The organism is Bradyrhizobium sp. CCBAU 051011, assembly GCF_009930815.1.
Classification (GTDB): Bacteria; Pseudomonadota; Alphaproteobacteria; order Rhizobiales; family Xanthobacteraceae; genus Bradyrhizobium.
Window position 1 is genome coordinate 1032343 of the sequence record NZ_CP022222.1, and the last position, 25027, is coordinate 1057369.

22 protein-coding genes and 1 riboswitch are annotated in these 25027 nt (G+C 64.1%); of the genes, 14 read left to right on the forward strand and 8 right to left on the reverse strand.

The window, feature by feature from the left end:
* Positions 1–65 precede the first annotated feature (65 nt).
* Positions 66–938, forward strand: a complete 873-nt coding sequence (locus ACH79_RS04960; protein ID WP_161850014.1) for an alpha/beta fold hydrolase — start codon at positions 66–68, stop codon at positions 936–938.
* 239 nt (positions 939–1177) lie between these two features.
* On the opposite strand, the gene metW is transcribed toward ACH79_RS04960, so the two are convergent.
* Positions 1178–1846, reverse strand: a complete 669-nt coding sequence (gene metW, locus ACH79_RS04965; RefSeq protein WP_161850015.1) for a methionine biosynthesis protein MetW — start codon at positions 1844–1846, stop codon at positions 1178–1180.
* A gap of 53 nt (positions 1847–1899) precedes the next feature.
* Positions 1900–3156 carry a homoserine O-acetyltransferase gene (locus ACH79_RS04970; protein WP_161850016.1) on the reverse strand — a complete coding sequence of 419 codons (1257 nt, stop codon included), beginning with the start codon at positions 3154–3156 and terminating at the stop codon, positions 1900–1902.
* A gap of 81 nt (positions 3157–3237) precedes the next feature.
* Positions 3238–3317, reverse strand: a riboswitch (SAM riboswitch).
* 164 nt (positions 3318–3481) lie between these two features.
* On the opposite strand from ACH79_RS04970, the gene ACH79_RS04975 reads away from it, so the two are divergent.
* Genes ACH79_RS04975 through ACH79_RS04985 form a run of 3 tightly spaced genes read left to right on the forward strand, consistent with a single transcriptional unit; the run spans position 3482 to position 6394 of the window.
* On the forward strand, positions 3482–4330 hold the full coding sequence (locus ACH79_RS04975) for a chorismate mutase (RefSeq protein WP_161850017.1): 849 nt from the start codon (positions 3482–3484) through the stop codon (positions 4328–4330).
* A gap of 28 nt (positions 4331–4358) precedes the next feature.
* Positions 4359–5456, forward strand: coding sequence for a histidinol-phosphate transaminase (hisC, locus tag ACH79_RS04980; RefSeq protein WP_161850018.1), 1098 nt, complete (start codon positions 4359–4361; stop codon positions 5454–5456).
* The gene (locus tag ACH79_RS04985; RefSeq protein ID WP_161850019.1) at positions 5453–6394 is read left to right on the forward strand and encodes a prephenate/arogenate dehydrogenase family protein; all 942 of its coding nucleotides are present in this window, start codon (positions 5453–5455) and stop codon (positions 6392–6394) included. Before hisC ends, ACH79_RS04985 begins: the two co-directional genes overlap by 4 nt.
* Positions 6395–6557: 163 nt before the next feature.
* Here the strand turns inward: ACH79_RS04985 and ACH79_RS04990 are convergent, their stop codons facing one another.
* Entirely contained in the window at positions 6558–7745 is a 1188-nt protein-coding gene (locus tag ACH79_RS04990; protein WP_161850020.1) for a DUF2125 domain-containing protein, read from the reverse strand.
* Between the two features lie 110 nt (positions 7746–7855).
* Between ACH79_RS04990 and ACH79_RS04995 the strand changes: the two genes are divergently transcribed.
* The 4 genes from ACH79_RS04995 (at position 7856) to ACH79_RS05010 (ending at position 13380) form a co-directional block, all read left to right on the forward strand.
* A complete protein-coding gene (locus tag ACH79_RS04995) occupies positions 7856–8509 on the forward strand; it encodes a gamma-glutamylcyclotransferase (protein WP_161850021.1) in 654 nt (217 codons plus the stop codon).
* Between the two features lie 100 nt (positions 8510–8609).
* A complete protein-coding gene (locus ACH79_RS05000; protein ID WP_161850022.1) occupies positions 8610–8852 on the forward strand; it encodes a hypothetical protein in 243 nt (80 codons plus the stop codon).
* A gap of 122 nt (positions 8853–8974) precedes the next feature.
* Entirely contained in the window at positions 8975–10408 is a 1434-nt protein-coding gene (locus tag ACH79_RS05005) for a class I SAM-dependent methyltransferase (RefSeq protein ID WP_161850023.1), read from the forward strand.
* Positions 10405–13380, forward strand: coding sequence for a sulfatase-like hydrolase/transferase (locus ACH79_RS05010; RefSeq protein ID WP_161850024.1), 2976 nt, complete (start codon positions 10405–10407; stop codon positions 13378–13380). Before ACH79_RS05005 ends, ACH79_RS05010 begins: the two co-directional genes overlap by 4 nt.
* A gap of 37 nt (positions 13381–13417) precedes the next feature.
* On the opposite strand, the gene ACH79_RS05015 is transcribed toward ACH79_RS05010, so the two are convergent.
* The 3 genes from ACH79_RS05015 to ftsE form a co-directional block, all read right to left on the reverse strand.
* The gene (locus ACH79_RS05015) at positions 13418–14125 is read right to left on the reverse strand and encodes a YdcF family protein (RefSeq protein WP_161856220.1); all 708 of its coding nucleotides are present in this window, start codon (positions 14123–14125) and stop codon (positions 13418–13420) included.
* 115 nt (positions 14126–14240) lie between these two features.
* Entirely contained in the window at positions 14241–15212 is a 972-nt protein-coding gene (locus tag ACH79_RS05020; RefSeq protein WP_161850025.1) for an ABC transporter permease, read from the reverse strand.
* Entirely contained in the window at positions 15205–15864 is a 660-nt protein-coding gene (ftsE, locus tag ACH79_RS05025; RefSeq protein WP_065751967.1) for a cell division ATP-binding protein FtsE, read from the reverse strand. The genes ACH79_RS05020 and ftsE overlap by 8 nt, the downstream gene beginning before the upstream one ends.
* Before the next feature lie 198 nt (positions 15865–16062).
* On the opposite strand from ftsE, the gene ACH79_RS05030 reads away from it, so the two are divergent.
* Both ACH79_RS05030 and ACH79_RS05035 read left to right on the forward strand, forming a co-directional pair.
* Positions 16063–16959 (forward strand): MJ0042-type zinc finger domain-containing protein, encoded by an 897-nt coding sequence (locus ACH79_RS05030; RefSeq protein WP_161850026.1) that lies wholly within the window; start codon positions 16063–16065, stop codon positions 16957–16959.
* Positions 16960–17000: 41 nt separating this feature from the next.
* Positions 17001–17378: a response regulator gene (locus ACH79_RS05035; RefSeq protein WP_161850027.1), complete on the forward strand. Its 378-nt coding sequence runs from the start codon at positions 17001–17003 to the stop codon at positions 17376–17378.
* A gap of 157 nt (positions 17379–17535) precedes the next feature.
* On the opposite strand, the gene ACH79_RS05040 is transcribed toward ACH79_RS05035, so the two are convergent.
* Positions 17536–20145, reverse strand: a complete 2610-nt coding sequence (locus ACH79_RS05040; protein WP_161850028.1) for a TIGR02302 family protein — start codon at positions 20143–20145, stop codon at positions 17536–17538.
* A gap of 162 nt (positions 20146–20307) precedes the next feature.
* Between ACH79_RS05040 and ACH79_RS05045 the strand changes: the two genes are divergently transcribed.
* The 4 genes from ACH79_RS05045 to ACH79_RS05060 all read left to right on the forward strand — a co-directional run bounded on the left by ACH79_RS05045 (position 20308) and on the right by ACH79_RS05060 (position 24457).
* A complete protein-coding gene (locus ACH79_RS05045) occupies positions 20308–20688 on the forward strand; it encodes a carboxymuconolactone decarboxylase family protein (RefSeq protein ID WP_161850029.1) in 381 nt (126 codons plus the stop codon).
* Between the two features lie 158 nt (positions 20689–20846).
* On the forward strand, positions 20847–21833 hold the full coding sequence (locus tag ACH79_RS05050; protein WP_161849690.1) for an integrase core domain-containing protein: 987 nt from the start codon (positions 20847–20849) through the stop codon (positions 21831–21833).
* Positions 21834–21870: 37 nt separating this feature from the next.
* Positions 21871–22779, forward strand: a complete 909-nt coding sequence (locus tag ACH79_RS05055) for an NAD(P)-dependent oxidoreductase (RefSeq protein WP_161850030.1) — start codon at positions 21871–21873, stop codon at positions 22777–22779.
* A gap of 238 nt (positions 22780–23017) precedes the next feature.
* On the forward strand, positions 23018–24457 hold the full coding sequence (locus ACH79_RS05060; protein ID WP_161850031.1) for a L,D-transpeptidase family protein: 1440 nt from the start codon (positions 23018–23020) through the stop codon (positions 24455–24457).
* A gap of 59 nt (positions 24458–24516) precedes the next feature.
* On the opposite strand, the gene ACH79_RS45000 is transcribed toward ACH79_RS05060, so the two are convergent.
* Entirely contained in the window at positions 24517–24897 is a 381-nt protein-coding gene (locus ACH79_RS45000; protein WP_371419366.1) for a hypothetical protein, read from the reverse strand.
* Positions 24898–25027: the final 130 nt, after the last annotated feature.

Genomic DNA, 25027 nt, shown 5'->3' on the forward strand with positions numbered 1-25027 from the left:
GCAATTTTGCCTGCTCGTCACGCAACGAAGTTACGAAAAAACGAGAAAATCGAGAGGAATCAGAAATGCCTTACGCCGTCGCCAGGGACAACGTTCGTCTGCACTATGAAGAGGCCGGAAGCGGGACGCCGATCATCTTCCTGCACGAGTTCGCGGCCGACCACACCAACTGGGAGCCGCAGATGCGCTATTTCTCGCGCGGCCATCGCTGCATCGCCTATTCGGCGCGCGGCTATACGCCTTCCGACGTGCCGCCATCGGCCGACGTCTATACCTACGAGCATTTTTACACCGATGCTCTCGCCGTGCTCGATCACCTCGGCATCGCAAGCGCCCATTTCGTCGGCCTGTCGATGGGCTCCTATTCCTCGCTACAGGTCGGCCTCAACGCGCCGGAGCGCGCACTGTCGATGACGCTCGCTGCGGTCGGCGCAGGATCGGGTTTGGAAAATCTCGACGCGTTCCGCGCGCAATGTGTCGCCAATGCCGAGCAGTATGAGACGATCGGTTCGGTCGAGGTCGCCAAGGTGACGCGGGAGGCGCCGAGCCGGATTCCGTTTCTGCTGAAGGACCCGCGCGGCCACGCCGATTTCTACGCCGCGCTGGCCCGGCACGATGCCAGAGGCTCGGCCAACACCATGCGCAGCTTTCAAGGCAAGCGCCCGTCGATCTACACCATGACGGAGGCGATCCGGCGCGTGCCGACGCCGGCGCTCATTCTCTGCGGTGACGAGGACGACAATTGCATCGGACCGAGCCTGTTTTTAAAGCAGCATCTGCCGGCGGCGGGGCTTTCGTTCTTTCCGAAGTCCGGCCACGTGCTGAATCTGGAAGAGCCGGCGCTGTTTAATGAGATGGTGGAGCGGTTCATCGCGCTGGTGGAGGCCGGCCGATGGCCGGTGCGGGATCCGAGGTCGCTGGTGGCGGCGGTGGTTTAGGTTTAGCCGCAGCGGAGATGCGCCCCCTCTCCCGCTTGCGGGGGAGGGTTGGGGTGGGGGTGCCTCCGCGAGTCACACTGTTCGAGTGGAGAGAGCCGCCCACCATTCGCTTAGTCGACGCACTCGATCCAGTGAGAAAAGGTTGTCCATTCGACGAGCACGTTATGCGGAAGCACCCCCACCCCGGCCCTCCCCCGCAAGCGGGAGAGGGAGTGGACCGCCGCCGCGGCATGCTTTCTCTACTTCGCGCTTCCGCCCCTGCTCAGCAAAAACACGCCCTGCTCGCCGAACATGTTCCAGACCCACCAGGGCAGGTTCAGCGGCACCGGGCGGCCATAGAGATCGAGCGCCACCGCGCGCTCCATCTTGACGTTGATCTCGTCGCACAGCTGGACGAAATCCTTGATGGTGCAGAAATGGATGTTCGGCGTGTCGTACCAGGTGGCGGGGAGATGTTCGGTGCGCGGCATGTGGCCGCCGACGAGCAGTTGCAGCCGCATCTTCCAGAAGCCGAAATTCGGGAACGACACGACCGCGCGCCGGCCGATGCGCAACAGATTCTCCAGCACGGTCTTCGGCTGCCGCGTCGCCTGCAGCGTCTGCGACAGGATCACGTAGTCGAAAGCATCATCGGGATAATTGACGAGATCGGTATCGGCGTCGCCCTGCACCACGGCCAGCCCCCTGGCGACGCAGCGGTTGACGCCCTCGCGCGACAGCTCGATGCCGCGGCCATCGATGCCGCGGCTCTCCAGCAGTTGCAAGAGTTCGCCGTCGCCGCAGCCGACGTCGAGCACTTTTGAGCCGGCCGAAATCATTTCGGCGACGAGGAGATGATCGGTGCGATGCTTGCCGGTGCGATCGGGAGCGATGCCGCCGAGCGGCAAGGCCTGTTCCTGTAACGCCATGTCAGCCACTCCAGAGCTTTTTCCGTTCCGATTCGATCGGAACGGAAAAAGCTCTACCTTTCTTGTTTTGACGCGTTTTCTTCACGCGAACCGGTATCCACTTCGCTTGAAAACGCTTTGCTTTCAAGGCCGCGCGCCTTGCCCGCGGATTCCAGGAAGGCGCGGGAAATGTCGAAGAACTCGGGCACGTCGAGCAGGAATGCGTCGTGGCCGCGGTCGGTCTCGATCTCGGCAAACGACACCCGCGCGCTCGATGCGTTCAGCGCATGCACCAGCGCGCGCGATTCCGAGGTCGGGAACAGCCAGTCGGAAGTGAATGACACCACGCAGAAGCGGGTCTTGATGCCGCGAAACGCCTGCGCCAGCACGCCGTTGTGGTCGGCGGCGATATCGAAATAGTCCATCGCCCGCGTCAGATAGAGGTAGCTGTTGGCGTCGAAACGCTCGACAAAGGACGAGCCCTGATAACGCAGATAGCTTTCGACCTGGAAATCCGCGTCGAACGAAAACGTCGGCAGCTCGCGGTCCTGCATCCGCCGTCCGAACTTGCGATGCAGCGCGGCGTCGGAGAGATAGGTGATGTGCCCTGCCATCCGCGCCACCGCCAGCCCGCGATGCGGATGGGTGTTGCGTTCGAAATAGCGCCCATGGTGCCAGTCCGGGTCAGCCATCACGGCCTGCCGGCCGAGTTCGTGAAACGCGATGTTCTGCGCCGAATGGCGCGTGCTGCACGCCACCGGCAGCGCCGAAAACACCCGCTCCGGATAGGCGGCGGTCCATTGCAGCACCTGCATGCCGCCCATCGATCCGCCGATCACACAGAGTAGTGTCTCGATGCCCAGCCGGTCGAGCAGCAAGGCCTGCGCGCGGACCATGTCGGGGATGGTGATGATCGGGAAATCCAGCCCCCAGGCCTTGCCGGTCGCCGGATTGGTCGAGGCCGGACCGGTCGATCCCATGCAGCCGCCGATCACGTTCGAACAGATGATGAAGTACTTGTCGGTATCGAGCGGACGGCCGGGGCCGACCATGATTTCCCACCAGCCGGCCTTGCCGGTCAGGGGATGCACATTGGCGACATGCTGATCCAGCGTCAGCGCGTGGCAGATCAGGATCGCATTGGAGCGATCGGCGTTCAGCTCGCCATAGGTCTGATACGCGATCTGGAACGGCGCGAGATCAATGCCGCAATCGAGCTTTAGCGGCTGCTCGACGCCGAACTTCGCCACCGTCGAAGTCGGATGATCGGCCTCGTGGGCGCGGTCCTCGCTGTGAATCGACGGACTGGATACCGACTGCAAATTTGTCATCGACGACCAACCTCCTTGCGGAGGCTCCAGACAGAAGTCAGGCCATAAAAAACCCGGCCTGAACGAAAGGTTCGGCCGGGATCAACTCTGTCCCCGGCCTGTTTAGCGAGTTGTTTAACGTGGCTGCAAGCCGGCCGGCTCAAATGACCACGGAATGGAACAAAGCTAGTCCGAAGCAGGTCCCCCGTCAAGGCAGCCGCATGGTTAACCCTGCGGGGATCATGGCGGATCTGACGTTTCTCTTTGCTTTCAGCGGCCGTCTTTTCTAATCAATGGCCGTGATTGCCGGTGATTTCGGATCGATCCGGCCCTGAAGGTTTCTGAGATGTCCAAAGCTCCCCCGGCTCCGCCCTCGCTGCAGGAATTGCGCAAGGAGATCGACGCGATCGACGAGCAGGTCCATCGCCTGCTGATGGCGCGCGGCGACATTATCGACCGGCTGATCCAGGTGAAGCAGACCCAGGAAGTCGGCTCGGCATTTCGCCCGGCGCGCGAGGCCAGCATGATGCGCGAGCTCGTCCGGCGCCATCGCGGCATCCTGCCGCTCGACACCATCGAAAGTATCTGGCGCGTCATCATCTCGACCTTCACTTACGTCCAGGCGCCGTTCTCGGTGCATGCGGACGTCTCGGTCGGCGAGCCCGCGATGCGGGATTCGGCGCGGTTTCACTTCGGCTTCGTGGTGCCCTATGTCGGCCATTTCAGCGCGCAGGCCGCCGTCGAGGCGGTGGCGAAATCGAAGGGCGATCTGGCGCTGGTCTCGGCGGTGTCGAGCCGCACACCGTGGTGGAATGCGCTCGAAGCCGATGGCGCGCCGAAGATCATCGCCCGGCTGCCGTTCCTCGAACGCGCCGATCATCCGGCGGCGCTGCCGGTGTTCGTGATCTCGCGTGTCGCCGACGACGCCATGGTGACGGAAGTCGAGATGTGGAGCGTCCGCGTCTCGGGGTGGAACGCCGACGTCGCTCGTGCGCTGGCCCCGCTCGCCGAAATCGTCGCCGTGCCCGATACCGCCTTCGACGGCGCGGCGCTTCTGGTCTCGGACGCAGGCACCGGCTTCGAAAAGATCAAAGCCGCCCTGATCCAGGCCGGCGCCTCGGTGCGCTCTTCAGCCCTCGTCGGCAGCCACGCAACACGCTATACGGTGCCCCCGAACGGGTCTGCGAAGCCTTAAACGCTGCCTGCCATTTCCGGAGTTGAAGATGAACCGCCCCGTGCCGAATCCCGGCATTCTCGATATTGCGCCCTACACGCCCGGCAAGACGCCGGTGCCGGAGCCGGGCCGCAAGGTGTTCAAGCTGTCGGCCAACGAAACCCCGTTCGGGCCGTCGCCGAAGGCGATAGCCGTCTACAAGGACGCCGCCGGGCATCTGGAAGACTATCCGGAAGGAACCTCAAAGGTGCTGCGCGAGGCGATCGGCCGCGCCTACGGTCTCGACCCCAACCGCATCATCTGCGGCGCCGGCTCGGACGAAATCCTCAATCTTTTGGCGCACACCTATCTCAGCCATGGCGATGAGGCGATCTCGACCGCCCACGGCTTCCTGGTCTACCCGATCGCCACGATGGCGAACGGCGCCAAGAACGTGGTGGCGCCGGAGACCAACTTCACTGCCGACGTCGACGCCATTCTAGCGCGCGTGACGCCGCGCACCAAACTGGTCTGGCTCGCCAACCCGAACAACCCCACCGGCACCTATGTGCCCTTCGACGAGGTCAAGCGGCTGCGCGCCGGTCTGCCACCGCATGTGCTGTTGGTGCTCGATGCTGCGTACGCCGACTACGTCTCGCGCAACGACTACGAGCTGGGGCTGGAGCTGGTGGCGACCACCGAAAACACCGTGATGACACACACCTTCTCCAAGATTCACGGGCTCGCGGCTCTGCGGATCGGCTGGATGTTCGGCCCGGCCAACATCGTCGATGCCGTCAACCGGATCCGCGGGCCCTTCAACGTCTCGACGCCGGCGATGCTGGCGGCGGTGGCCGCGATCGAGGACACCGCGCATGTCCAGATGTCGAAGGCCTTTACCGAGCAATGGCGCAACTGGCTGACCGAGGAAATCGGCAAGCTCGGCTTGAAGGTGACGCCCAGCGTCGCGAACTTCGTGCTGATCCATTTCCCGACCGAGAAAGGCAAGACCTCGACTGAAGCGGATGCGTTTCTCACCAAACGCGGCCTGGTGCTGCGCGCGCTGAACAATTACGGCCTCCCGCACGCGCTGCGCATGACCATCGGCACCGAGGAGGCCAACCGCCTCGTCGTCGAAGCCTTGCGCGACTTCATGGCGGTCAAGTGAGCGCGGCACCGATCTTCCGACGCGTCGCGCTGATCGGCTTCGGCCTGATCGGCGGCTCGATCGCGCGCGCTGTGCGGGCCCAGGGGCTTGCCAGCGAAATCGTCACCACGGCGCGCTCGGAGAAAACCCGCGCGCGGGTCACTGAGCTCGGTATCGTCGATCGCGTGCTCGAGACCAACGTGGAAGCCGTCGGGGACGCCGACCTCGTGATCCTCTGCATTCCCGTCGGCGCCTGCGGCCCGGTGGCGCAGGAGATCGCTCCACACCTGAAAGCGGGCGCGATCGTTTCCGACGTCGGCTCGGTCAAGGGCGCTATCGTCCGCGAAATGGCGCCACACCTGGCGGGCAACGTTCATTTCGTGCCGGCGCATCCGGTCGCCGGCACCGAACATTCGGGGCCCGACTCCGGCTTCGCCGAACTCTTCATCAACCGCTGGTGCATTCTGACCCCGCCCGACGGCGCCGATCCCATGGCGGTCGAAACGCTGCGCGCGTTCTGGGCCGGCATGGGCGCCAAGGTCGAGATCATGACGCCAGATCATCACGACCTGGTGCTGGCGATCACCAGCCATCTGCCGCATCTGATCGCCTACACCATCGTCGGCACCGCGGACGAGCTGGCGCAGGTGACGTCGTCGGAAGTGATCAAGTTTTCCGCCGGCGGTTTTCGCGATTTCACCCGCATCGCAGCCTCCGATCCGACGATGTGGCGCGACGTGTTCCTGAACAACAAGGAAGCCGTGCTGGAAATGCTCGGCACCTTCAACGAGGACCTGTCGAAACTCACGCGTGCGATTCGCCGCAATGACGGAGAGGCGCTGTTCGAGCACTTCACCCGCACCCGTGCCATCCGCCGCGGCATCGTCGAGATCGGCCAGGATTCGGCGGCGCCCGACTTCGGCCGGCCGCATCCGCCGCTGGAAAAGAAGGGGGAGTGAGGAGACTCCGCTCTCTCGGCCGTCATTGCGAGCCAACGGGTCGCGCGAATGCGCGCCCGATGACAGGCTCCGCGAAGCAATCCATACCTCCGCACGGGGAAAGATCGATTGCTTCGCGACGCTCGCAATGACGTGGAGAGATTCGCGCAAACTATAACGGCGATCAAAACAGCGGCGGCACCTGCCCTACTTTGAACGGCCCGAGAAACACCGCGCCGTCCGCGAAGCGCAGCGGGAAAGCTCGCGCCTTCTTGCCCTCCAGCTCCGTCTCCTTGCCGAGCGCGTTGATGCCGGCGGCGACACCTGCGTTGGCGTTCTGCTTGACGACCTTGCCAAGGCCAGGGATCGCCCGGTCGAGCGCGCCGAATAGATTGTTGAGGTCCTGCGTCTTGACGCCAGGTGCGACGCGATCGAGGGTTGCCTGCGGAACGCCCTCCTCCAGCATCTTTTCGATGCCAAGGGCCGGAATCACCTTCTCGATCCCCGCCACCGTCATCTGCAATTCGCCGTCGATCCGCCCCTGGGCATTGAGGCTCAACGTCCCGGCGGCGACCGAGATCAGATCGCCCTGCTGAATGCGCGAGCGCACGATTTCGACATGGCCGCCCGCCGCCTGCAACTCCCTGAACCGCTCGGGCCACGGCTTCGGCGAAAAATCCTTCAACCCGGTGAGCTTGGCCTCGACGCCGGCATCGAACGGGGCAGCCAGCAGCGGGTGCAGCTCCTGCACGCTGCCGCTTGTTATTTGCAACGCGGTTTCGATCACGGGATGATCTTTCGTCGAGCCCTCGACGAAGCGCCCGTGCAACCCAGCTCGGCCGGCGCGCGCGAGCGGCGTCTGCACGGGACCGTTGATGCGATCGATCGAGGGATTGTCGAACACGATGGAGGCGCGTTGCGGAATATCCGGCAACCCGACTATGCTGCTCTGGCCGTTGGTCCAATTCACCTTCATCGACGGCGGCTGGCCGCGATCGGAAAGCGTCGCCGGCGCCTTGAATTCGGCGATCAGCAATTTCGGCTGATAGATCTGCGCGATAACCATGATTTCCCCGAGCCGCGCGGTGAACAGCGCCTGCGCTCCGGCGGTCTGCGAGACCAGCGCAACGCTGGCGTCGTCGCAGCGGACTTCGAAACGGAACGGGAAGCCGGCCACCGAACGCTTGCCGCATGCATAGACCCGTCCGGCCTTTGCCTCCTGCGCGGCCCATGCATCCGCGCGCACGCCGACTTCGGAAGCGGCATAGAACCAGAACGCGCTCCACGCCGCGGCAACGACAAGGAGCAGTGCAGGCGCGATGAAGAGGCGCCACAGCGGGCGCCGGCGCGGCGCGGGGGTCATGTCAGGCATGCGGCGTCCTTTGGCTAGCGATTGAGGCGAATGTAAGCATCCGCTTCCCACAACAAAAGGCATTGAAATCACTTCGCTTTGCCGGTCGGTTCTGGTAGCGGTGCAAGGGCATGTCCGCGATTACACTCAACGATACGGAATTCTCGACAGGCGACCTCTGGGTGTTCGGTTACGGCTCCCTGATGTGGCGCCCGGGCTTCGACTTCATCGAACGGGTGCCGGCGCGGCTGATCGGGGAACACCGCGCGCTCTGCGTCTATTCCTTCGTCCATCGCGGCACGCCGGAAAAGCCGGGTCTCGTGCTCGGGCTCGACCGCGGCGGCGCCTGTCGCGGCATCGCTTTCCGGGTTGCAGAAAAGCACAGCACCGCGACCATCGCCTATTTGCGCGAACGCGAGCAGGTCACTTCGGTCTATCGCGAGGTGAAACGATCGGTGTGGCTGGAGAACGAGGCGCGCGAGCGCGTCAGCGCGCTGGTCTACGTGGTCGATCGCGGCCACGCGCAATATGCCGGTCGGCTGTCGCTCGCCGAGCAGTTGCGCCACGTGCTGCAGGGGCACGGCCAGTCCGGCGTCAACCGCGACTATGTTCTAGCCACCGTAAAGGCGATCGAGGCGGAAGGTTTCCGCGATTCCCAACTGCACCAGCTCGCGGCGATGCTTCACAACCAGCATCCGTTCCACCCTTCCGCCGAGGGCGCAGAAGACGCAGCCTCGCCCGGGGCGCACGGTTCCGCGACCGGCCATCCCCTGCGCCGTCTCTGAAATTGCTAACCGTTTCGCTTCTTGGTAGAATTTCGCGCTTCCGCTACAACCAGCAATATCAGTGATTCTCTGTCGAACCGTTTGTCAAAGGCCGCCGGAAATGACCGCAAGCCCGAAGAACATCACCTGGACTGCCCTGCTTGGCAGTGCGTTCTATTTGATTTCGATCGGCCCGAGCTTCGCCTATCTGGATCCGGGTTCCGGCAGCATGCTCCTGACCGCCATCCTCGGCGTGCTGGCCGCGACGACCTACACGTTGAAGGGCTACTTCCACAAGGCAACCACCCTGTTCCGCAGGAATCGACCCGAAGCCGGCGATGCTGCGGGGCGGACCAAGGATTGATCGCTTCATCCGTAGCCGGCGATGCGGCTTCGTGAAACGAGACTTTCTGAAACGAGACCTGGAGAGCTCGCTCTCGAACCGATGCAACGACCTGCCGCCGCGACCAATAGAATTCGAAGGACATGACCCCCGAGCACGGCTCATTTCGCGACGCGAGCAATCGAATTTTCTATCACGACGGCGCAGTGTTTCGAAGCCTGAGTGCGGAAGCAACCGCCAACTGGCATCAGCTCCGGCAAACGGCGTTCTTTCAGCGACTCGTGGAAAGCGGCGCGGTCATCGCCACCGAGACGGAAGACCGCCCGGAGATCATGGCGCAGCTCTCCGGCCGATGGGCCGGCGTCGTGCGGCACGAGCGGCTGGCGTTCATCTCGTATCCCTATGAGTGGCCGTTTTGGATGTTGAAGGATGCGGCGCTGCTGCATCTCGACGTGCTCTCGCAAGCGCTGGAGAACGGCTGGACGCTGAAGGACGGCTCCGCCTACAACATGCAATGGCGCGGGCAGCAGCCTGTCTTCATCGACGTCTCGTCATTCGAGCCTTATCGTGACGGCGACTCCTGGACCGGATATCGCCAGTTCTGCATGATGTTCATCATCCCCCTGCTCCTCAAGGCGCATCGCGACATCCAGATTGCACATTTGCTGCGGAGCAATCTCGAAGGCGTCGATCCCGAGGAGGCGCTTAAATTCATCTCATGGCGCGACATTTGCCGGCGCGGCGTCTTTACCCATCTCTACCTGCATGCACGCCTGCAGGCCCACGCCAAGCGGGCCGAAGCGCGGACGTCGTCCACGAACACCGCGCCGGCAACATGGCCGGTCCGGCAGACGCGCGAGATGACGCTGCGCATGGTCCAATCGATCAGGCGGATGGTGGCGAAGCTCGACCGCAGCAGCGGCGAGACCGCGTGGTCGGCCTATGAGACGACCCATTCCTACGACGACGCATCGCTTGCCGAGAAGCAGGGCTTCGTCGAACGGCACGTCCGCGGCAAGCGATGGCGGATGGTCTACGATCTCGGCAGCAACACGGGAACGTTCGCGCGGCTGTGCAGCGGCCATGCAGATCACGTCGTCGCCGTCGATGAGGACGAGCTTGCCATCGACACGCTCTACCGCCGCCTGAAGGCGGAACGGCCGGGCAATATCACGCCGCTGGTGATGCCGCTGAACAACGTATCGCCGGACCAGGGCTGGCGGGGCCGGGAAAGGAAATCGTTCGACAGCCGCGGCAAGCCCGACCTGATCCTGTGCCTGGCGCTGATCCATCACATGGTGGTCTCGGCGAATATTCCGATGCAGGACTTTCTGCAGTGGATCCGCAACTTCGATGCGGCGGTCGTGCTGGAATTCGTGGGACCTGAGGACGAGATGACGTTGCGCCTGACGAAGAACAAGAAAGAGGCGCATCCCGACTATACGCAGGATCAGTTCGAATCCATCGCCGCATCGATGTTCGACATCGCCGATGCGGCGGCGCTCAAGCAAGGCCGCAGGCAGATCTATCTGCTTCAACCGAAACCGGCACCGGTTCCATCCCCGAGCGCGGCATGAGCGTGACGGCAACCGAAAGCGCTTTCCCGGCGCGCGCGCAAAACGCGTTCCTGCTGCATCTCGCGCTGTCGGCCGTTGCCATCGCGCAGCCGTTCTATTCCGTCACCGGGCGGACCCTGAATTTTTTCGTCGCCTGGAGAATGAGCAGCGTCGAGTTTACGCTCTGCATACTGCTCATCTACATCGTGCCGGCGCTTGTCACCTGGCTATTGGTCCGGCTCGGCAACCGCTTGCACCGAAATCTCGGCAGCGCGCTGTTGTTTCTGGCTCTCTGCTTCTACATCTCGCTGACTTTGCTGATGGCGGCGCGCCAGTTGGTGCACAGCCTGCCGTTCACGGCTCGCAGCGAGATGCCCCTCTGGATATACGCCCTGCTGCTGATCGTATCGGCCAGTCTCGCGGCGCTCGTGCTTACGAAGCCGAAAATTCAGGGATTTGTCAGGTTCTTTGCCGTGACGACGGTCATCTTCCCCGCCGCCGTGCTGCTCCATGCCCATGGCATGGGTGTGGTCCGGTTTTCCGAAGTGCCGCCGGCCAAAAAGATCGAAGCCGCCGACCGGCCCAACGTCATCCTGATCGTCTACGACGAACTGCCGCTAACCACGATCCTGGACGCAGACGGCCTGATCGATCGAAACAAATTTCCGAACTTCTACCAATTCGCCCGCGGCGCGACATGGTTTGCCAACGCGCGTTCCGCGTCGGGACATACCGAGGCCGCGGTACCCGCGATTCTCGCCGGCCGAATGCGCCAACACGAAGTGCCGGCGACCTACACAAGCTATCCGGAGAATATTTTTCACCGGCTCGGCCCAAGCTACAACGTTCTCGATCTGCAATTCGCAACTGACCTCAATCCCGCAAGGCCGCCGGGCTGGCAGACGGAAGCACCCGACGGCCAGGACAGGCTGAGCGCGATCGCTCTCGATATGGCGATCATCTTTGGGCACATCGTGGCGCCGCCGCAGTTCGCCGCGCTCCTTCCGCGGATCGACCTGCAACACAATCGCTTCGGCGAGGACAGTGACAGGTCGCCGCGCGGCCTGCGTCATCACGAAAAGTTCGTCACCGCGCTGGCGCGGGCGGAACAGCCACTTCTGGCGGTCTACCACAACATCTATCCGCACAATGGCTGGTCGCACTACCCGTCAGGGCGCTCCTACGGGGAATCTCGATGGGGCGACTACCTGTCGCTCAAGGACCGCAAGGACGCGAAGCTCGGCGACGACAACGTCAGGATCATGCATGACTACAAGGCCCATTTGCTGCAATCGATGCATGCCGACAAGCTGTTGGGAGAGTTGCTGGCCCAGATCAAGGCCAATAGGCAGTACGATCATTCGATCATCGCCGTGGTGGCCGACCACGGGGTCTCTTTGTGGCCGGGCGAGCAGCCTCGCAATCCCAGCGACTTTCGTTTGCCTGACGTCCAGGCCATTCCGCTGATTATCAAGCTGCCCGGGCAAAGCCGCGGCGGAATATCGCTCGATCCGGTGCATACCGTCGACATCTATCCAACCATCCTCGACCAACTCGGCGTCACCATTCCGGAGAGCCTGCAGGGCAGATCGCTCCTCAAGGCTATTCGCGAGGCGGCGGCGGCCGAGACGGCGAAGTCGACGCCGCATCGCGACGACGTCACCCTGAAACGCCGCGTGGAGTGGTTTGGAGCGGGAACGTCGATGGCCGACCTGTACGGGTTCGGCAAGTTCAGCGGTTATGTCGGGCGCCATGTCGGCGAATTCCGGTTTAGCCGCGTGCTGGACGCCGCCGTGCATCTGTTCGGCACCCGCTTCAGCCGCGCCAGCCCGCACCTTTCGTTGCGCATCGACGCGCAAATCAACGGCGGCGCGCAGGACGGCCAAACCCGCGACATCCTGGTCGCGCTGGGAGACCGAATCTGCGGTGCCACCCAGACGACGGATCTCGAGGTGAGCGGGCAGGCAAACTCGTTTACGCTCGTCGTCGCCGAGGAGTGCGTTGACCTCGTGAACAAGGGAATCAGGGTTTTCGTCGTCGGCTCCGACGGGCAATTCGCGGAAACTCCCGTCGAAGGCGAGACATCCACGACGGTTGCGACAATCGATCGGACGATCGCAGGTCTGGCCGAACTGATAGAAAGCCTGCAACGCGCGGGAGAAAACGGTCGAGGGCCGCTGGAGCTCGGCGCATTGCGCGAACGCGGTGTAGCTGTGCCCGAGCTGTTTGTGCGGAACGGCCGGCTGGCGACGCGGTGGGGCGATGTCGTGCTGACGCGCGACGGACAGACGTGGGTCGTGGACCTGTACTCCGCACCGAAGGATGCCTGTAAGGCGATCTATCTCGCCGCGAACAATATTCACGGCGTGGTCCGCATCGCGGCATCGGCCTCTGCGCGGGACGAAACCAGCATTCCGGTAACGGCCGGGCAGGCCGACGTGGCGTGTTCGAATACAGAATCGGACATCATACGGATCATCGCGGCCGAAGCACGTGCGCCCGTCGACCGCGCGCCCTCGCCTGTTCCCATCGATCAACTGCTCGCACAATTCGCCGAATTCATCGGCGATCTGGAAAAAGCTCCCGCCGGTGCGCAGGGACAGATGACCCTGCCGGCGCTGCGTCAGCTAGGCGTTGCCGTTCCGGCTGGGTTCGTCAGGAATGGCGAACTGGCGTGGCCCTGGGGCGAGGCTGCCCTCAGCCGCAGCGGGCGCGGATGGATCCTCGATCTGCAATCGGCGCCCAGGGAGGTATGCAGGGCGGTTCAACTCGGCGCCAACGGAATTCCGGGGATCAGTCGCATCGCCACGTCATATCAGGCGAAAGACGAGGTGGTGATCCCGATGACCGCCGACCGCGCCGAGGCGGCGTGCGCGAACAGGGAATCGGGCCTCATCCGAATCATCACGACCGACACGTCGTTAGCCCGGCTTGCACGGGATAAGCTTGCAGCCGTCTGGAGAGGACTAAAGAAAACGCTCGGCGGGAATTAACTCGCGGGCATTGGCAGGCCGATGCAGGAGGAGCCGCTCAGTTGGCCTGCGCCGTCGCCGGCCGGCGCGGCGCCGGCGCGGGCTGATCGGAGGGGGCGGGCATCAGTTCGAGGCCGGCATCGGCCAGCCGTACGCGCACCTCGGCGGCGACGTATTTCGCATATTCCGACAGCAACAGACGCAGCGTCGTGCCGCTGGTCCACCACGGCTCGTCGCGCCATCTGTCGCCGATCACCGCGAACGGAATCAGCGTGACATCAGGCATCGCATGCGACAGTTCCAGGATGGCCCGCGGCATATGGTAGTTCGACGTCACCACGATCAGCGACTTGAAGCCGCGCTCGCGGGCCCAGCGCCGCGTCTCCGCGGCATTGCTGCGCGTGTTGACGGCGGAGCGGTCGAGATCGACGCAGCAGCCGAGCAGCGACTGGTTGTCGGGCAGTGAGCGCGAAATGTCGCTGACGGCGTTGGTCGGGTGCACGCCCGAAATCAGCAGCCGCTTGCCGTAGCCACCGGCCAGCAATTCCATCGCGTCCGACACCCGCGACGAGCCGCCGGTGAACACCACGATTCCGTCGGCGTTGCGCGCCGGCTTGATTTCGACGCCGCGCAACTGCGAGAGAAAGGCGGCGAAGCCCACTGCCGCGCCGACGAACAGGATCGCCATCGAGCCGACGACGACCGCGCGCAGCAACCCGCGTGGTCGTGCGGCCCTCGGCGTGCTATCGGCGTGCTGCAAACCCATGTAGTCCAACGGTCCTCTTCCCGTTTGTAATTCTAGAACGTTTTCACGCGAAGTGGAGTCCCGCCCCCGGGGACAAGTCCGTGACCTGCTTCACTCGAAACCGCCATCGGCCGCGTCAATCGATATCGTCCAGCGTGGCAAACAGCGTTCGCCGCGAGGCCCAGGCGGTGATGGCGGCAATCGCCACGGCCTGCACCGCGAGCGCCAGATAACCCGAGGGCGGCAGCGAAAATGTCCCCAGCAGCGCTGCGAACTGATCGCCTACGGGGGTACCCGAAAACCAGCTCGCGATCGATTCGGAAAAGCCAAAACCCAGCATCGCGGCGCCGCCGCCGATCACCCCTCCCTCCAGCCCGAGCCTAAGAAAATGCCGCAGGAAGTGGTTGGCGATATAGCGGTCTCCGGCGCCGACGAAGTGCAGCACTTCGACGATCGGGCGGTTCGCCGCCATCGCGCCGCGGGTCGCGAACGAAACCGAGATGATCGTCGCCACAATCACCAGCGCAAGAATTCCGACGCCGGCGAACACCGTCGCTCCGGTCATCGAGCGCATGCGCTCGATCCAGGCACGGTGGTCGTCGACACTCGCTGACGGGGCCACCTGCGTCACCGCCCTGCGCAGGCCTGCGAGGTCGAGCGTGGTGCCGGGCTGCACGCGCGCGACGACGACGCGAGGCACCGGCAATTGCTCGATCGACAGCCCGCTGCCGAGCCACGGCTCCAGCAGTTTCGCCGATTCGTCCTTGCTGAACGACTTGACCTGGACAATGCCGGGCTGCGTCCGCATCGCCTCCGCCGCCGCGGTCACGTCGCGCTCAAGATCGCGGCCGGCCGAGGGGCGCACCTGAACGGTGATTTCGCTGGCGACTTCCGACTGCCATTCCGCCGCCGATGCGCTGATCAGAAACACCGTGCCGGTGGTGATGGACGCGAGGAACGTCATGATGGCGACCACTGCGACCAGCGCACGGCCGGAGATCGAAGCCCGCGGCACGATCGGCGACATGTTGCGCGCCTGCGCCGGCACCTGCGGGCGCTCGTTGCCGAGGTCCACCAGCGGTCCATGCTCGTCGCCGACCCTACTCATAAATGTGCAGCCGTCCCTGATGCAGCACCAGCCGCCGCGCCTCATACTGATCCATCAGCGTGATGTCATGGGTCGCGATGATCACCGCGGTGCCCAGCCGGTTCAATTCGATGAACAGCCGCAACAGGCGCCGGCCGAGCGTCGGGTCGACGCTGCCGGTCGGCTCGTCCGCCAGCAGCAATTGCGGCCGCGAGATCACCGCGCGCGCGATCGCGGCGCGTTGCTTCTCACCGCCCGACAGGATCGGCGGCAGCGCATCCATGCGCTCGCCGAGGCCGACCCACCGCAACAGGTCGATCACCTCGCGGCGATAGCTGGATTCGTCGCGGCCCATCACGCGGAACGGCAGCGCCACATTCTCATAGGTCGTCATGTGGTCGAGCAGGCGAAAATCCTGCAGAACGATGCCGATCTTCTGGCGCATGTTCGCAACCTGATCCTTGCCGAGCAGCGAGACATCCTCGCCGAACAGGTTGACGAGGCCGCGCGTCGGCCGCAGCGACAGGAACAGCAGCCGCAGCAGCGACGTCTTGCCGGCGCCCGAGGGGCCGGTGAGAAACTGGAAGGAATGCGCCGGAATCATGAAGGAGAGGTCGCGCAAAATCTCCGGGCCGAGCCCGTAGCGCAAACCGACATTTTCGAACCGAACCAAGCTCAGCTCCGCTCGATATGGACCGTGCCCGGAGACCCCGGACTTGAACCTGAACCTGGGCCCGAACCTGAACTTCGGGCTCGTAGCCCGCCGGTTTGGGTACTAACCGGACAAAACGGTTTTGCGACCGTTATGGTTTCCGATTCGTTAACAGTCGCTATGTAGCATCCGGGCAAAGACACTGGTGAGATGGGCTCCATGCATATCGTTTGCCCCCATTGTACAACATCTTACGCGATCAATCCGGCCACCCTGGGGGCCGGTGGACGCACCGTCCGTTGCTCCCGTTGCAAGGAAACCTGGCTGGCGCGGCCCGAGGACGCGATCGAACTGGCGGAAGCCGCGCCGGCAGCCATGCCAAGCCCGCCGTCAAGTCGGGCGCAATCGAGCCAAGCGGCCGTGGACGATACCACGGCCGAATGGGAGGCGATGGCGCGCGAGGACGAGGCACAGGATACCCCGGTAGTCGACAGCCCCTCGATTTCGGCCGGCTGGCCGGCCGAGGGCGATGGCGCGCCGCAGGGCGGCGGCAGCGACTGGCCATCGGCCGCCCGGCGCGATGCGGAAGACCATGAGGAAATTCCGATCACCACGCACCGCGAGCGGCTGGCCCGTCTGTTCCGGCTACCGTCCCCGCCCCGAATTCGGTTCCTGCCGGCCGTCGGCCTGCCGACCGCCTGCGCCGCGATGGGCGCACTGGTCCTGGCACTGATGATCTGGCGTAGCGACGTCGTGCGGCTGCTGCCGCAGACCGCGACGTTCTACAAGATGGTCGGATTGGAGGTGAACCTGCGCGGGCTGGCCTTCAAGGACGTCCAGGTCAGCAACGAGACCGTGGACGGCAAGCCGGTGCTGGTGATCGAGGGCGTGATCGTAGGCGAGACCAAAAAGCCGGTCGAATTGCCGCGGCTGCGCTTCTCCGTGCGTGACGCGCAGGGCGCCGAGATCTACGCCTGGAACGCGGTGCTGGAGCAGCCGGTACTCAAGCCCGGCGAGCGCACCTATTTCAAGTCACGGCTGGCCTCGCCGCCGCCCGAAGGCCGCAATATCGACGTACGCTTCTTCAACAAGCGGGATCTGGCCGGCCACGCCTGAACGTGGTCGCCTGTTCCGCTGAGGCGAGAGATCAAGACTTCATGCCACGCGTGCTGATTGCCGACGACGAAGATTCCATGCGCTCGCTGGTGGCGCGCGCCATCGCCATGGACGGCCACGAGACCGTCACCGCCGAGGACGGCGCCGAAGCGCTCGATATCCTGACCCGCGAACAGGGCATGTTCGACCTGCTTTTGACCGACATCCAGATGCCGGTCATGGACGGCATCGCGCTGGCGCTGACCGCGGCGCGCGACTTTCCCGACCTAAAGATCCTGTTGATGACCGGCTTTGCCGACCAGCGCGAGCGCGCTTCCGGTCTCAACGCCATCGTTCATGACGTGGTGACGAAGCCGTTTTCGGTGCACGACATCCGCACCGCGGTGGCCGATGCGCTGGCGGCGAGGAAAGCGGGATAGGTAGGGCTCGGTCTCCACTCGTCATTGCGAGGAGCGTAAGCGACGAAGCAATCCATACCGCACGCGCGGAGCCATGGATTGCTTCGCGGAGCCTGTCATCGGGCGCGCATTCGCGCGACCCGTTGGCTCGCAATGACGGTGGAAAGAGCTGGACCGCTCAATAATCCTTCAGCAGCCGCTCGATGTAGTCGAGTTCGATCTGCGGACGGGACGGATCGCCAAGGCGGCGGCGCAGTTCTTCCAGAATCCGGCGCACCCGCTGCACGTCGATCTCGCCGGGGATCTTCACCGTATAGTCGTCGGTGAATTCGTTGTTGCGCATCGGACGTCCGAGCGGATCGGTGGAGTTTTGCGCGCCCTGCTGGCGGCCCCTGGGGTTGCCGGGGCCGTCGCCCGGCTGATCGCCGTCGCCCTGCTGCATGGCCTCGGCAAGGCTCTGGGCGCCCTTGCGCAACGCATCCAGCGCGCGGCCCTGAGAGTCCACCGCGCCGTCGGCATTGCCCTCGCCGAGCCGGCCGGTAGCATCGCCCATGGCGTTATCGGCCTGATCGAGCCCGTCCTCGCCGTCGCCCTGCTCGCCGCCCTGGCCTTGCTGGCCCTGCCCCTGCTGGCCCTGCTGGCCGCGCTGGCCCGGGCCCATGCCGCGCTTGGCGAGCTCTTCCTGCAATTTCTTCAGCCGGTCGCGCAGGCCCTGCTGGTCCTGCTGCAGGTCGCCCATGCTCTGGTCGCCCTGCTTGCCGCGCATGCGGTCGCGCCTGGAATCCTGGCCCTGCTTGTAGGTCTTGTCGCGCAGTTGCTGCTGCTTGCGGATCATGTCGCCGAGCTCGTTCAGCGCCTGCTCCATGTCGTTGTCGCCGCCCTGGCCGGGCTGCGCCATCTGCAGGTTTTCCAGCATCTGCTGCAGCTGCTCAAGCAATTGCTTGGCGGCCTCCTTGTCGCCGGAACGCGACATCCGCTCCAGCCGGTCGAGCATGCTCTTGAGATCCTGCTGGCTCAGCATCTTGGTGTTGGGATCGAGCGGGCGCGCCAGTTGCTGCGGATTGTTGCGGAACTGCTCGGCGAGCTGGCGCAGGAAATTATCCAGCGCGGCGCGCAGATTGTCCGTGAGCTTCTTGATCTCCTCGTCGGTGGCGCCGCGCTCCAGCGCCTGCTTGAGCGCCTCCTGGGCGGCGCGCAACGCCTTGTCGACATCGGTGATGTTGCCGTCCTCGATGGTCACCGCCAGCGCCCACAGGCTGGCGACGACCTCGCGCAGCGCGTCATCGGTGCGCGCCGCCTCGAGCTGGTGCTTAACACTGAAGAGACCGAGATAATGACCGGATTCGGGCGTGAACAGCTCCGGCGCGATCATCAGCGCGTCGAGCGCGGCATAAACTAGCGCGTTCTGGTTGGCGTCAAGCGCCAGGATGCGGCGCTGCTCGATCAGCGCACGCGCCAGAGGTTTGGTGAACAGCCGCTCCGGCAGCCGCATGTTGTGCGGCTCGCTCTTGCCCTCATTGCCGGCCTCGTCCTTGGCCGTGAGCGTCAGCGTCACATCGGCACCGGCGTATGGGTCTTCGCTGAGATCCTTCACCGTCTGACCGACGCCGTTGCGCGTGCGCGCATTCGGCAGCACCAGCGCAAACTGCGGCGCATCGAACAGCGGCCGCCGCCCGGCATTGCCATCCTTCGCGTCCTTGTCCTTGGCCGCATCATCCTTGACCGCATTATCTTTGGCCGCATCCGGATTGCGGGCGGCAAATTGCGCGCGGGCTTCGGTGACGCCGTAATCGTCCTCCAGCTTGTAGGACATCTGCAGCGAGCCGCGGGCCTGGCGTTCCGGATCCTTGGCCAGTGAAATGCTCGGCGCACGGTCGGGCGTGGCCGCAAAGCGCCACAGCGGCTGGCCGGACGGCGCACGAACATGCGCGCTGCCGTCGCCTGTGATCTTGAAATGCCGTTCGTTGGTGCCCTTCGGCGCCTGCTCGCTCGGGGCGACCTCGGTCACACCGCCGCCGACCACGACGTCGATGGTGCCGCCGCTGGAGCGCACCAGGAGCGTGCTGCCTGATGGCACCGGCAACGGGGCTCCGCTATCAGGAGAAGCTGCATCCCGGTTGGCGGCGGACAGAATGACGGGCGGCTTGCCGGTATAGGGCGGCGGGGTCACCCAGGCATCGACCCGGACGTTGGCCGGCGCCAGCACGCCGTTCCAGTCGAACGCGGCGGCTATGCGCAGCGCGCGCTCGTCGCCGGCGGCGACATAGGCGGCCGCCAGCATCACCATGACCAGCGCGCGCAACGCCCAGGGATCGTGGATCGGCAGCCGCGGCGAAGGTAGCCCGGCACGGATCCGCTTGATCGAGGCCAGCGTGCGCTCGCGCTGCTCGCGCCACAGCGCCTGCGCGATCGGATCCTTGGACTGAAGCGTATCGGTCAGCGCGGTCGCCGGGCGGTGGCGGATGCCGGTACCGCGGTCGAGCCGGCTCAAGCCCTCTTCGCGGCTTGGCCAGCGAAACCGCGCGAGCGGGAACAGCGCGGCCAAGCTCGCGAAGGCGAACAGGCCGATGCCGATCGCACGCGCCAGGAACGGCAGCGCCAGCCACAGCCCGGCCCAGGACGCCACCAGAAACAGTCCGACGACGCTCAGAAACCGGGCGAGGCCCGGCCAGGCGCGCTCCCACGCAATCGCATACTGAGCCCGTTGCAGGGCCTGCGTCAGTTGCAGCCGCGCGAGCGCGTCCGGCTCGCGCGCGGGTTTGGTGGGGTCGGGGGATGCGCCGCTCAACAATCTCTCCGGGTTGCCGACACGTCAGCCTAGCACAACGGCGGCAATGAGGCACCTGTTCCGGGGGTAACCCACACCCGGAAATACGCATAACACGAAGGCGTGACTGCGGGCGCCCCACCCCCTAACGTGCGCCGAACCGTAAAAATACGAGGAAACGACATGGACCAGAAGACACACGACAAGGGCCTGGAAATTCGTAAAGCCGTGCTCGGCGAGGCCTATGTCAACAACGCCCTGAAGAATGCCGACAGCTTCAACAAGCCGTTTCAGGAACTCGTCACCGAATATTGCTGGGGCGCGGTGTGGGGACGCGACGAACTGCCGCGCAAGACCCGCAGCATGCTCAATCTCGCCATGATCTCGATCCTGAACCGCCCGCACGAATTGAAGGCGCACATCAAGGGCGCGCTGACCAACGGCGTCAGCCGCGACGAGATCCGCGAGATATTCATGCAGGTTTCGATCTATGCCGGCATTCCGGCGGGCGTCGACAGCTTTCGCATCGCGCGCGAAGTGTTCGCTGAATTGGACAAGGCGTAAGAGCGGTCGAATAACAACAAAACCGTTTCAACCGTCATTGCGAGCGAAGCGAAGCAATCCATAGTCCCGCAAGCCGAAGGGTGGATTGCTTCGCTTCGCTCGCAATTGTGCATGTTCACTAATTCGCTGATTGGATCGCTCCTCTGGAGGACGATCCGATGCGCGACAATAGCTACGACCGGACGATTGAACGCAACTATCTGCAGAAGTGGCGGTTTCTGATCCCGGAATATGAGGCGGTGAAGGCTGGTCGATCCCCGCTGTTCAAGCGGGTCGGCGACTTCTACCGCCATCACGGGACCTGCTCGCAGACCTTCCGCAAGTATTACAATCGCTATCTGCAGAGCGGTGAGGAAGCGGACCTGCTGCCGCGCCGGCGCGGGCCCAAATGGCGGGAACGGCGCGAGCCGGAAGGGATCGAGGCGGAGATCGTCGCCCACCGCAGGCGGGGGATGAACCGCTACGAGATTCATGCCGTCTTGCGTGAGAAGCGCGACACGGTACCTTCGCCCGTAACGATCTACCGGGTGCTGAGACGCTACCAGCTGAACCGCCGCACGGTGGCGATGCGTGAGGAGAAACGTCGCATTATCAAGGACAAGCTCGGGGAGCTGGGCCACGTCGATCTGCATCAATTGCCGCGCGATATGTTCCTCGCGCCACCCCCGGTCACGGCCTACATCATCAGCCTGATCGACAGCTGCTCGCGGCTGGCCTGGGCCGAGGTCCTGACGTCCAAGAAGGCGCTGCCGGTCATGTTCAAGACCCTGAAGATGATCAACACCCTCAACGTCACCTATGGGCTCGTCTTCCAGGAAATCCTGTCCGACAACGGCGCCGAGTTCGCCGCCCGCACCAAGCCGGACGAGCATCCGTTCGAGGCCATGCTGCTCGAGCTTGGCATCAAACACCGCTACTCCAGGCCCTATCGACCGCAGACCAATGGCAAGGTCGAACGCTTCTGGCGCACCCTCGACGAGGACGTTATCGAGGGCGCCACCTTCGACAATCTCGATCACTTTGCCAACGAACTGTTCGAGTACCTAATCTACTACAACAACCACAGGCCCCATCAGGCCTTGGCGGGGCAAACTCCCAAGGCCTTCGCCGCTACCAAGACCACTGCGATCCAATCAGCGAATTAGTGAACATCGACAGCAATGACGAATTCGGGGAGACACCATGGAAATCGGATTCATCGGCCTCGGGAAGATGGGCTTCCCGATGGCCCGCCGCCTGATCGAAGCCAAGCACCAACTCACCGTGTTCGATACTCGGAAGGAGGCCGTCGACAAGCTCGTCGCGCTCGGCGCGCAGGCGGCATCATCGCCCAAGGATATTGCCGACCGCTGCGAGACCGTGCTGGCCAGCCTGCCGTCGCTGCAGGCTTCGCTCGAGGTCGCGACCGGCGCGGGCGGCGTGATCGACGGCAAGCGCGTCAAGCGATTTGTCGACCTCTCCACCGTTGGCTCGCAGATGGCAACGAAAATTCACGGGCTGCTGGCCAAGCGAAACATCGTGCAGATCGACAGCCCCGTGAGCGGCGGCGTCGGCGGCGCCGAGAAGGGAACGCTCGCCGTGATGGTCTCCGGCCCGCGCGCCGATTGCGAGACGGTGAAGGGCGCGCTCGACGTGATCGGAAAAGTGTTCTTCATCGGCGAGAAACCGGGCTCGGCACAGACCATGAAGCTCGCCAACAATTTCCTGTCGGCGACCGCCATGGTCGCAACATCAGAAGCCGTGGTGATGGGCGTCAAGGCGGGGCTCGATCCGGCCGTGATGATCGACGTCATCAACGCCGGTTCCGGACTCAACACCGCGAGCCGCGACAAGTTTCCGCGCTCGGTCTTGCCGCGCAGCTTCGATTTTGGCTTCGCCACGGGGCTGATGGTCAAGGACGTGCGGCTTGCGCTGGACGAGATGAAATCGCTGGGGCTGTCGATGGAAGTCGCCGAGGCGGTCGGCCGGCTCTGGGAAGTCATCATCCGCGACGAGGGTGCAGAGTCGGATTTCACCGCGGCGATCAAGCCGATCGAAAAGGCGGCGGGCGTCGTAGTGGGTGGCGCAAAAGGTGGCCCCGCGGCGAGCTAACGAGGACGGCCGGTCCATCTGCTGGCGCGTGCCGGACAGCGGTGCGGTGCGCGGCTGGCGGTCCTTGAGCATTTGCGCAGTTCCAGGTTGGCAAGTCCGGCCGAATGGCGTTACGTTCCGAATCTGCTTGGGTAGAAGTTGGCGTTGACCCCGTCGACCAGTTGGGACGCGCATGACGTCTCGTTGCGTAAATCCGACGTGCAAGCAAAAGCGGCTGCGGCCTGCATATCTTGCCGTTATGGGTCTGGCCGTACTGATCGCGGCGCGGAACGATGCCTCCGCCAGAAGCGGACAGAGCGAACGACCGATCGAGTCGGTTCAGTCGCGCAGCGCCGGCGAGCCGACCATGGCCATCGTTTCGCTTCGCACCCAGCGGATCACCGTCTACGATTCCAAGGGATGGATCCTGCGGGCGCCGGTATCGAGCGGCACCAAGGGACGCGAGACGCCCGCAGGCATCTTCAGCGTCATCCAGAAGGTCGAGGAGCATTATTCGAACCTGTATGACGACGCCTTCATGCCGCACATGCAACGCATCACCTGGTCGGGCATCGCACTCCATGGCGGCGTCCTGCCGGGGCGTCCGGCGTCCCATGGCTGTATCCGGCTGCCCTTCAACTTCGCCGAACACCTGTTCGGCGAGACTATGATGGGCATGCGGGTGATCGTGGCGCCAACCGATGTGGCGCCAATTGAACTCGCCCATCCGCTTCTGTTCCAACCCAAGCCGGATGCCGCCGCCTTGGCCGCCGCCCGCACCGCAGAGGCGCAAGAGGCCACGAGGAAAGCAGCCGAGGCACGAACGGCCGCCGCGATGGCCTTGCGTGAGGCCACGCAGGCCAGAGCACCGGTTCGCACGGCGGAAAATCTGAGGCGCATCGCCGAGGCGCAATTGGCAGCCGTCGAAACTAGACTCGGCTCTGGCATCTCGGCGGAGGCAAAGGAGCAGGCTGAGGACGCCAAGGCGCAGGCCGTTGCCAAAATCGCTGAACTGCAGCTGCAATGGGACGTCGCCAACGTAAATCTGCAACTGAGGCTCGATGCCGTCACGTCCGCGCGTGAAGCCGCCGCGGCGGCGGAGAGCGCGCGCGTCACGGCCGCCGAGGCGGCGCGCCAGGTCGCACACGAACTCCAGCCGATATCGGTGGCGATCAGCCGCAAGACCCAGCGGCTTTATGTCCGTCAGGCGTTCAAGCCCATCCTTGAAAGTCCGGTCACGATCGCAGACCCGGATCGCCCAATCGGCACGCATGTCTTTACCGCCATCGAGCGCGCGACCGACGATGCTAAGTTGCGATGGAACGTCGTCTCATTGCGCGGGGGACCTGCGCTGAGTGGCACTGTTGAGGTAGGCAGCCGGGCGCACGGAAGTAGTGCTCGCGGCGTTGAGCCGGAGCAGCCGAATCCGGATAGCGCAAAGGCCGCGCTCGACCGCATCGCCATTCCGCAGGACGTACTGGATCGCATCGGCAGCATTACGCCGCGATCTTCCCTGATCGTCACGGACGAGGCGCTGAGTTCGGAAACCGGCAAGGGAACGGAATTCGTGGTGCTGTTGAGCGGCGAGCCGCAAGGCGGCATCAAGAAGCGGCGTCGCAGCCCGGGAAACGACTTCCGCTATGCATACCCTCGCAGCTTTCAAATGTGGCGCTCGCCTATCGGTTTTCCTACCTGGTGAGTCACTCCTCGCAAGCTAGTCCGCTTGACTGCTCAAGTCGGGAACTATTCGCCCGAAACTCAGCGACGGCCGAGCGTTGCGGCCTCATCACCCCCGCGAACCGCCTTCGCCAATGCGGCTTCGTTGGACCGCACGAACAGGAAGCGGGACGCTACTGGTATTTCCGCGTCAGCGCTGCCATCTCGGCCGATCAAGACTAATCCCGCTCCGCCGTTGGCCACCGCCAAAATGACAGGGTCGCCCTTCCACGTTTTGATCGGGTCCATTGCGACGAGAAATTCACCCATCGGCTGGTCGAAATATTGCAGCCTCAGCTGCGGAGCGACCTCTGCCGCCGCAAGTCCGAAACCCAATTGTCGAGCGCGCGCATAAACGTCCGCCAGCCGCACAGTATCGGTCTGAAAGCCGAGTTCGGCGGCCGACACCGCAAATAGCTCCACGTTTGTTTTCGTCCTGCCGACGTTAAAGGCCGGCCGAGCGAGAATTTCCTCCGCCGAGCTGCCGATGCCGCAGCCTGCCGCGTCCAACGCGTTAAGCAGGGCAAAGGAATTTGCAAACGTTCCGACTGTA

Bases quoted from the DNA above. Each gene is read 5' to 3' on its own strand.
- ACH79_RS05045 (WP_161850029.1), top strand. From the start codon at position 20,308: ATGGACCAGAAGACACACGACAAGGGCCTGGAAATTCGTAAAGCCGTG.
- ACH79_RS05010 (WP_161850024.1), top strand. From the start codon at position 10,405: ATGAGCGTGACGGCAACCGAAAGCGCTTTCCCGGCGCGCGCGCAAAAC.
- ACH79_RS05030 (WP_161850026.1), top strand. From the start codon at position 16,063: ATGCATATCGTTTGCCCCCATTGTACAACATCTTACGCGATCAATCCG.
- ACH79_RS04970 (WP_161850016.1), bottom strand. From the start codon at position 3,156: ATGACAAATTTGCAGTCGGTATCCAGTCCGTCGATTCACAGCGAGGAC.
- ACH79_RS04990 (WP_161850020.1), bottom strand. From the start codon at position 7,745: ATGCCTGACATGACCCCCGCGCCGCGCCGGCGCCCGCTGTGGCGCCTC.
- ACH79_RS05060 (WP_161850031.1), top strand. From the start codon at position 23,018: ATGGGTCTGGCCGTACTGATCGCGGCGCGGAACGATGCCTCCGCCAGA.
- ACH79_RS04995 (WP_161850021.1), top strand. From the start codon at position 7,856: ATGTCCGCGATTACACTCAACGATACGGAATTCTCGACAGGCGACCTC.
- ACH79_RS04960 (WP_161850014.1), top strand. From the start codon at position 66: ATGCCTTACGCCGTCGCCAGGGACAACGTTCGTCTGCACTATGAAGAG.
- ACH79_RS05015 (WP_161856220.1), bottom strand. From the start codon at position 14,125: ATGGGTTTGCAGCACGCCGATAGCACGCCGAGGGCCGCACGACCACGC.
- ACH79_RS04975 (WP_161850017.1), top strand. From the start codon at position 3,482: ATGTCCAAAGCTCCCCCGGCTCCGCCCTCGCTGCAGGAATTGCGCAAG.
- metW (WP_161850015.1), bottom strand. From the start codon at position 1,846: ATGGCGTTACAGGAACAGGCCTTGCCGCTCGGCGGCATCGCTCCCGAT.
- hisC (WP_161850018.1), top strand. From the start codon at position 4,359: ATGAACCGCCCCGTGCCGAATCCCGGCATTCTCGATATTGCGCCCTAC.
- ACH79_RS05005 (WP_161850023.1), top strand. From the start codon at position 8,975: ATGACCCCCGAGCACGGCTCATTTCGCGACGCGAGCAATCGAATTTTC.
- ACH79_RS05000 (WP_161850022.1), top strand. From the start codon at position 8,610: ATGACCGCAAGCCCGAAGAACATCACCTGGACTGCCCTGCTTGGCAGT.
- ACH79_RS05035 (WP_161850027.1), top strand. From the start codon at position 17,001: ATGCCACGCGTGCTGATTGCCGACGACGAAGATTCCATGCGCTCGCTG.
- ACH79_RS05050 (WP_161849690.1), top strand. From the start codon at position 20,847: ATGCGCGACAATAGCTACGACCGGACGATTGAACGCAACTATCTGCAG.
- ACH79_RS05020 (WP_161850025.1), bottom strand. From the start codon at position 15,212: ATGAGTAGGGTCGGCGACGAGCATGGACCGCTGGTGGACCTCGGCAAC.
- ACH79_RS05055 (WP_161850030.1), top strand. From the start codon at position 21,871: ATGGAAATCGGATTCATCGGCCTCGGGAAGATGGGCTTCCCGATGGCC.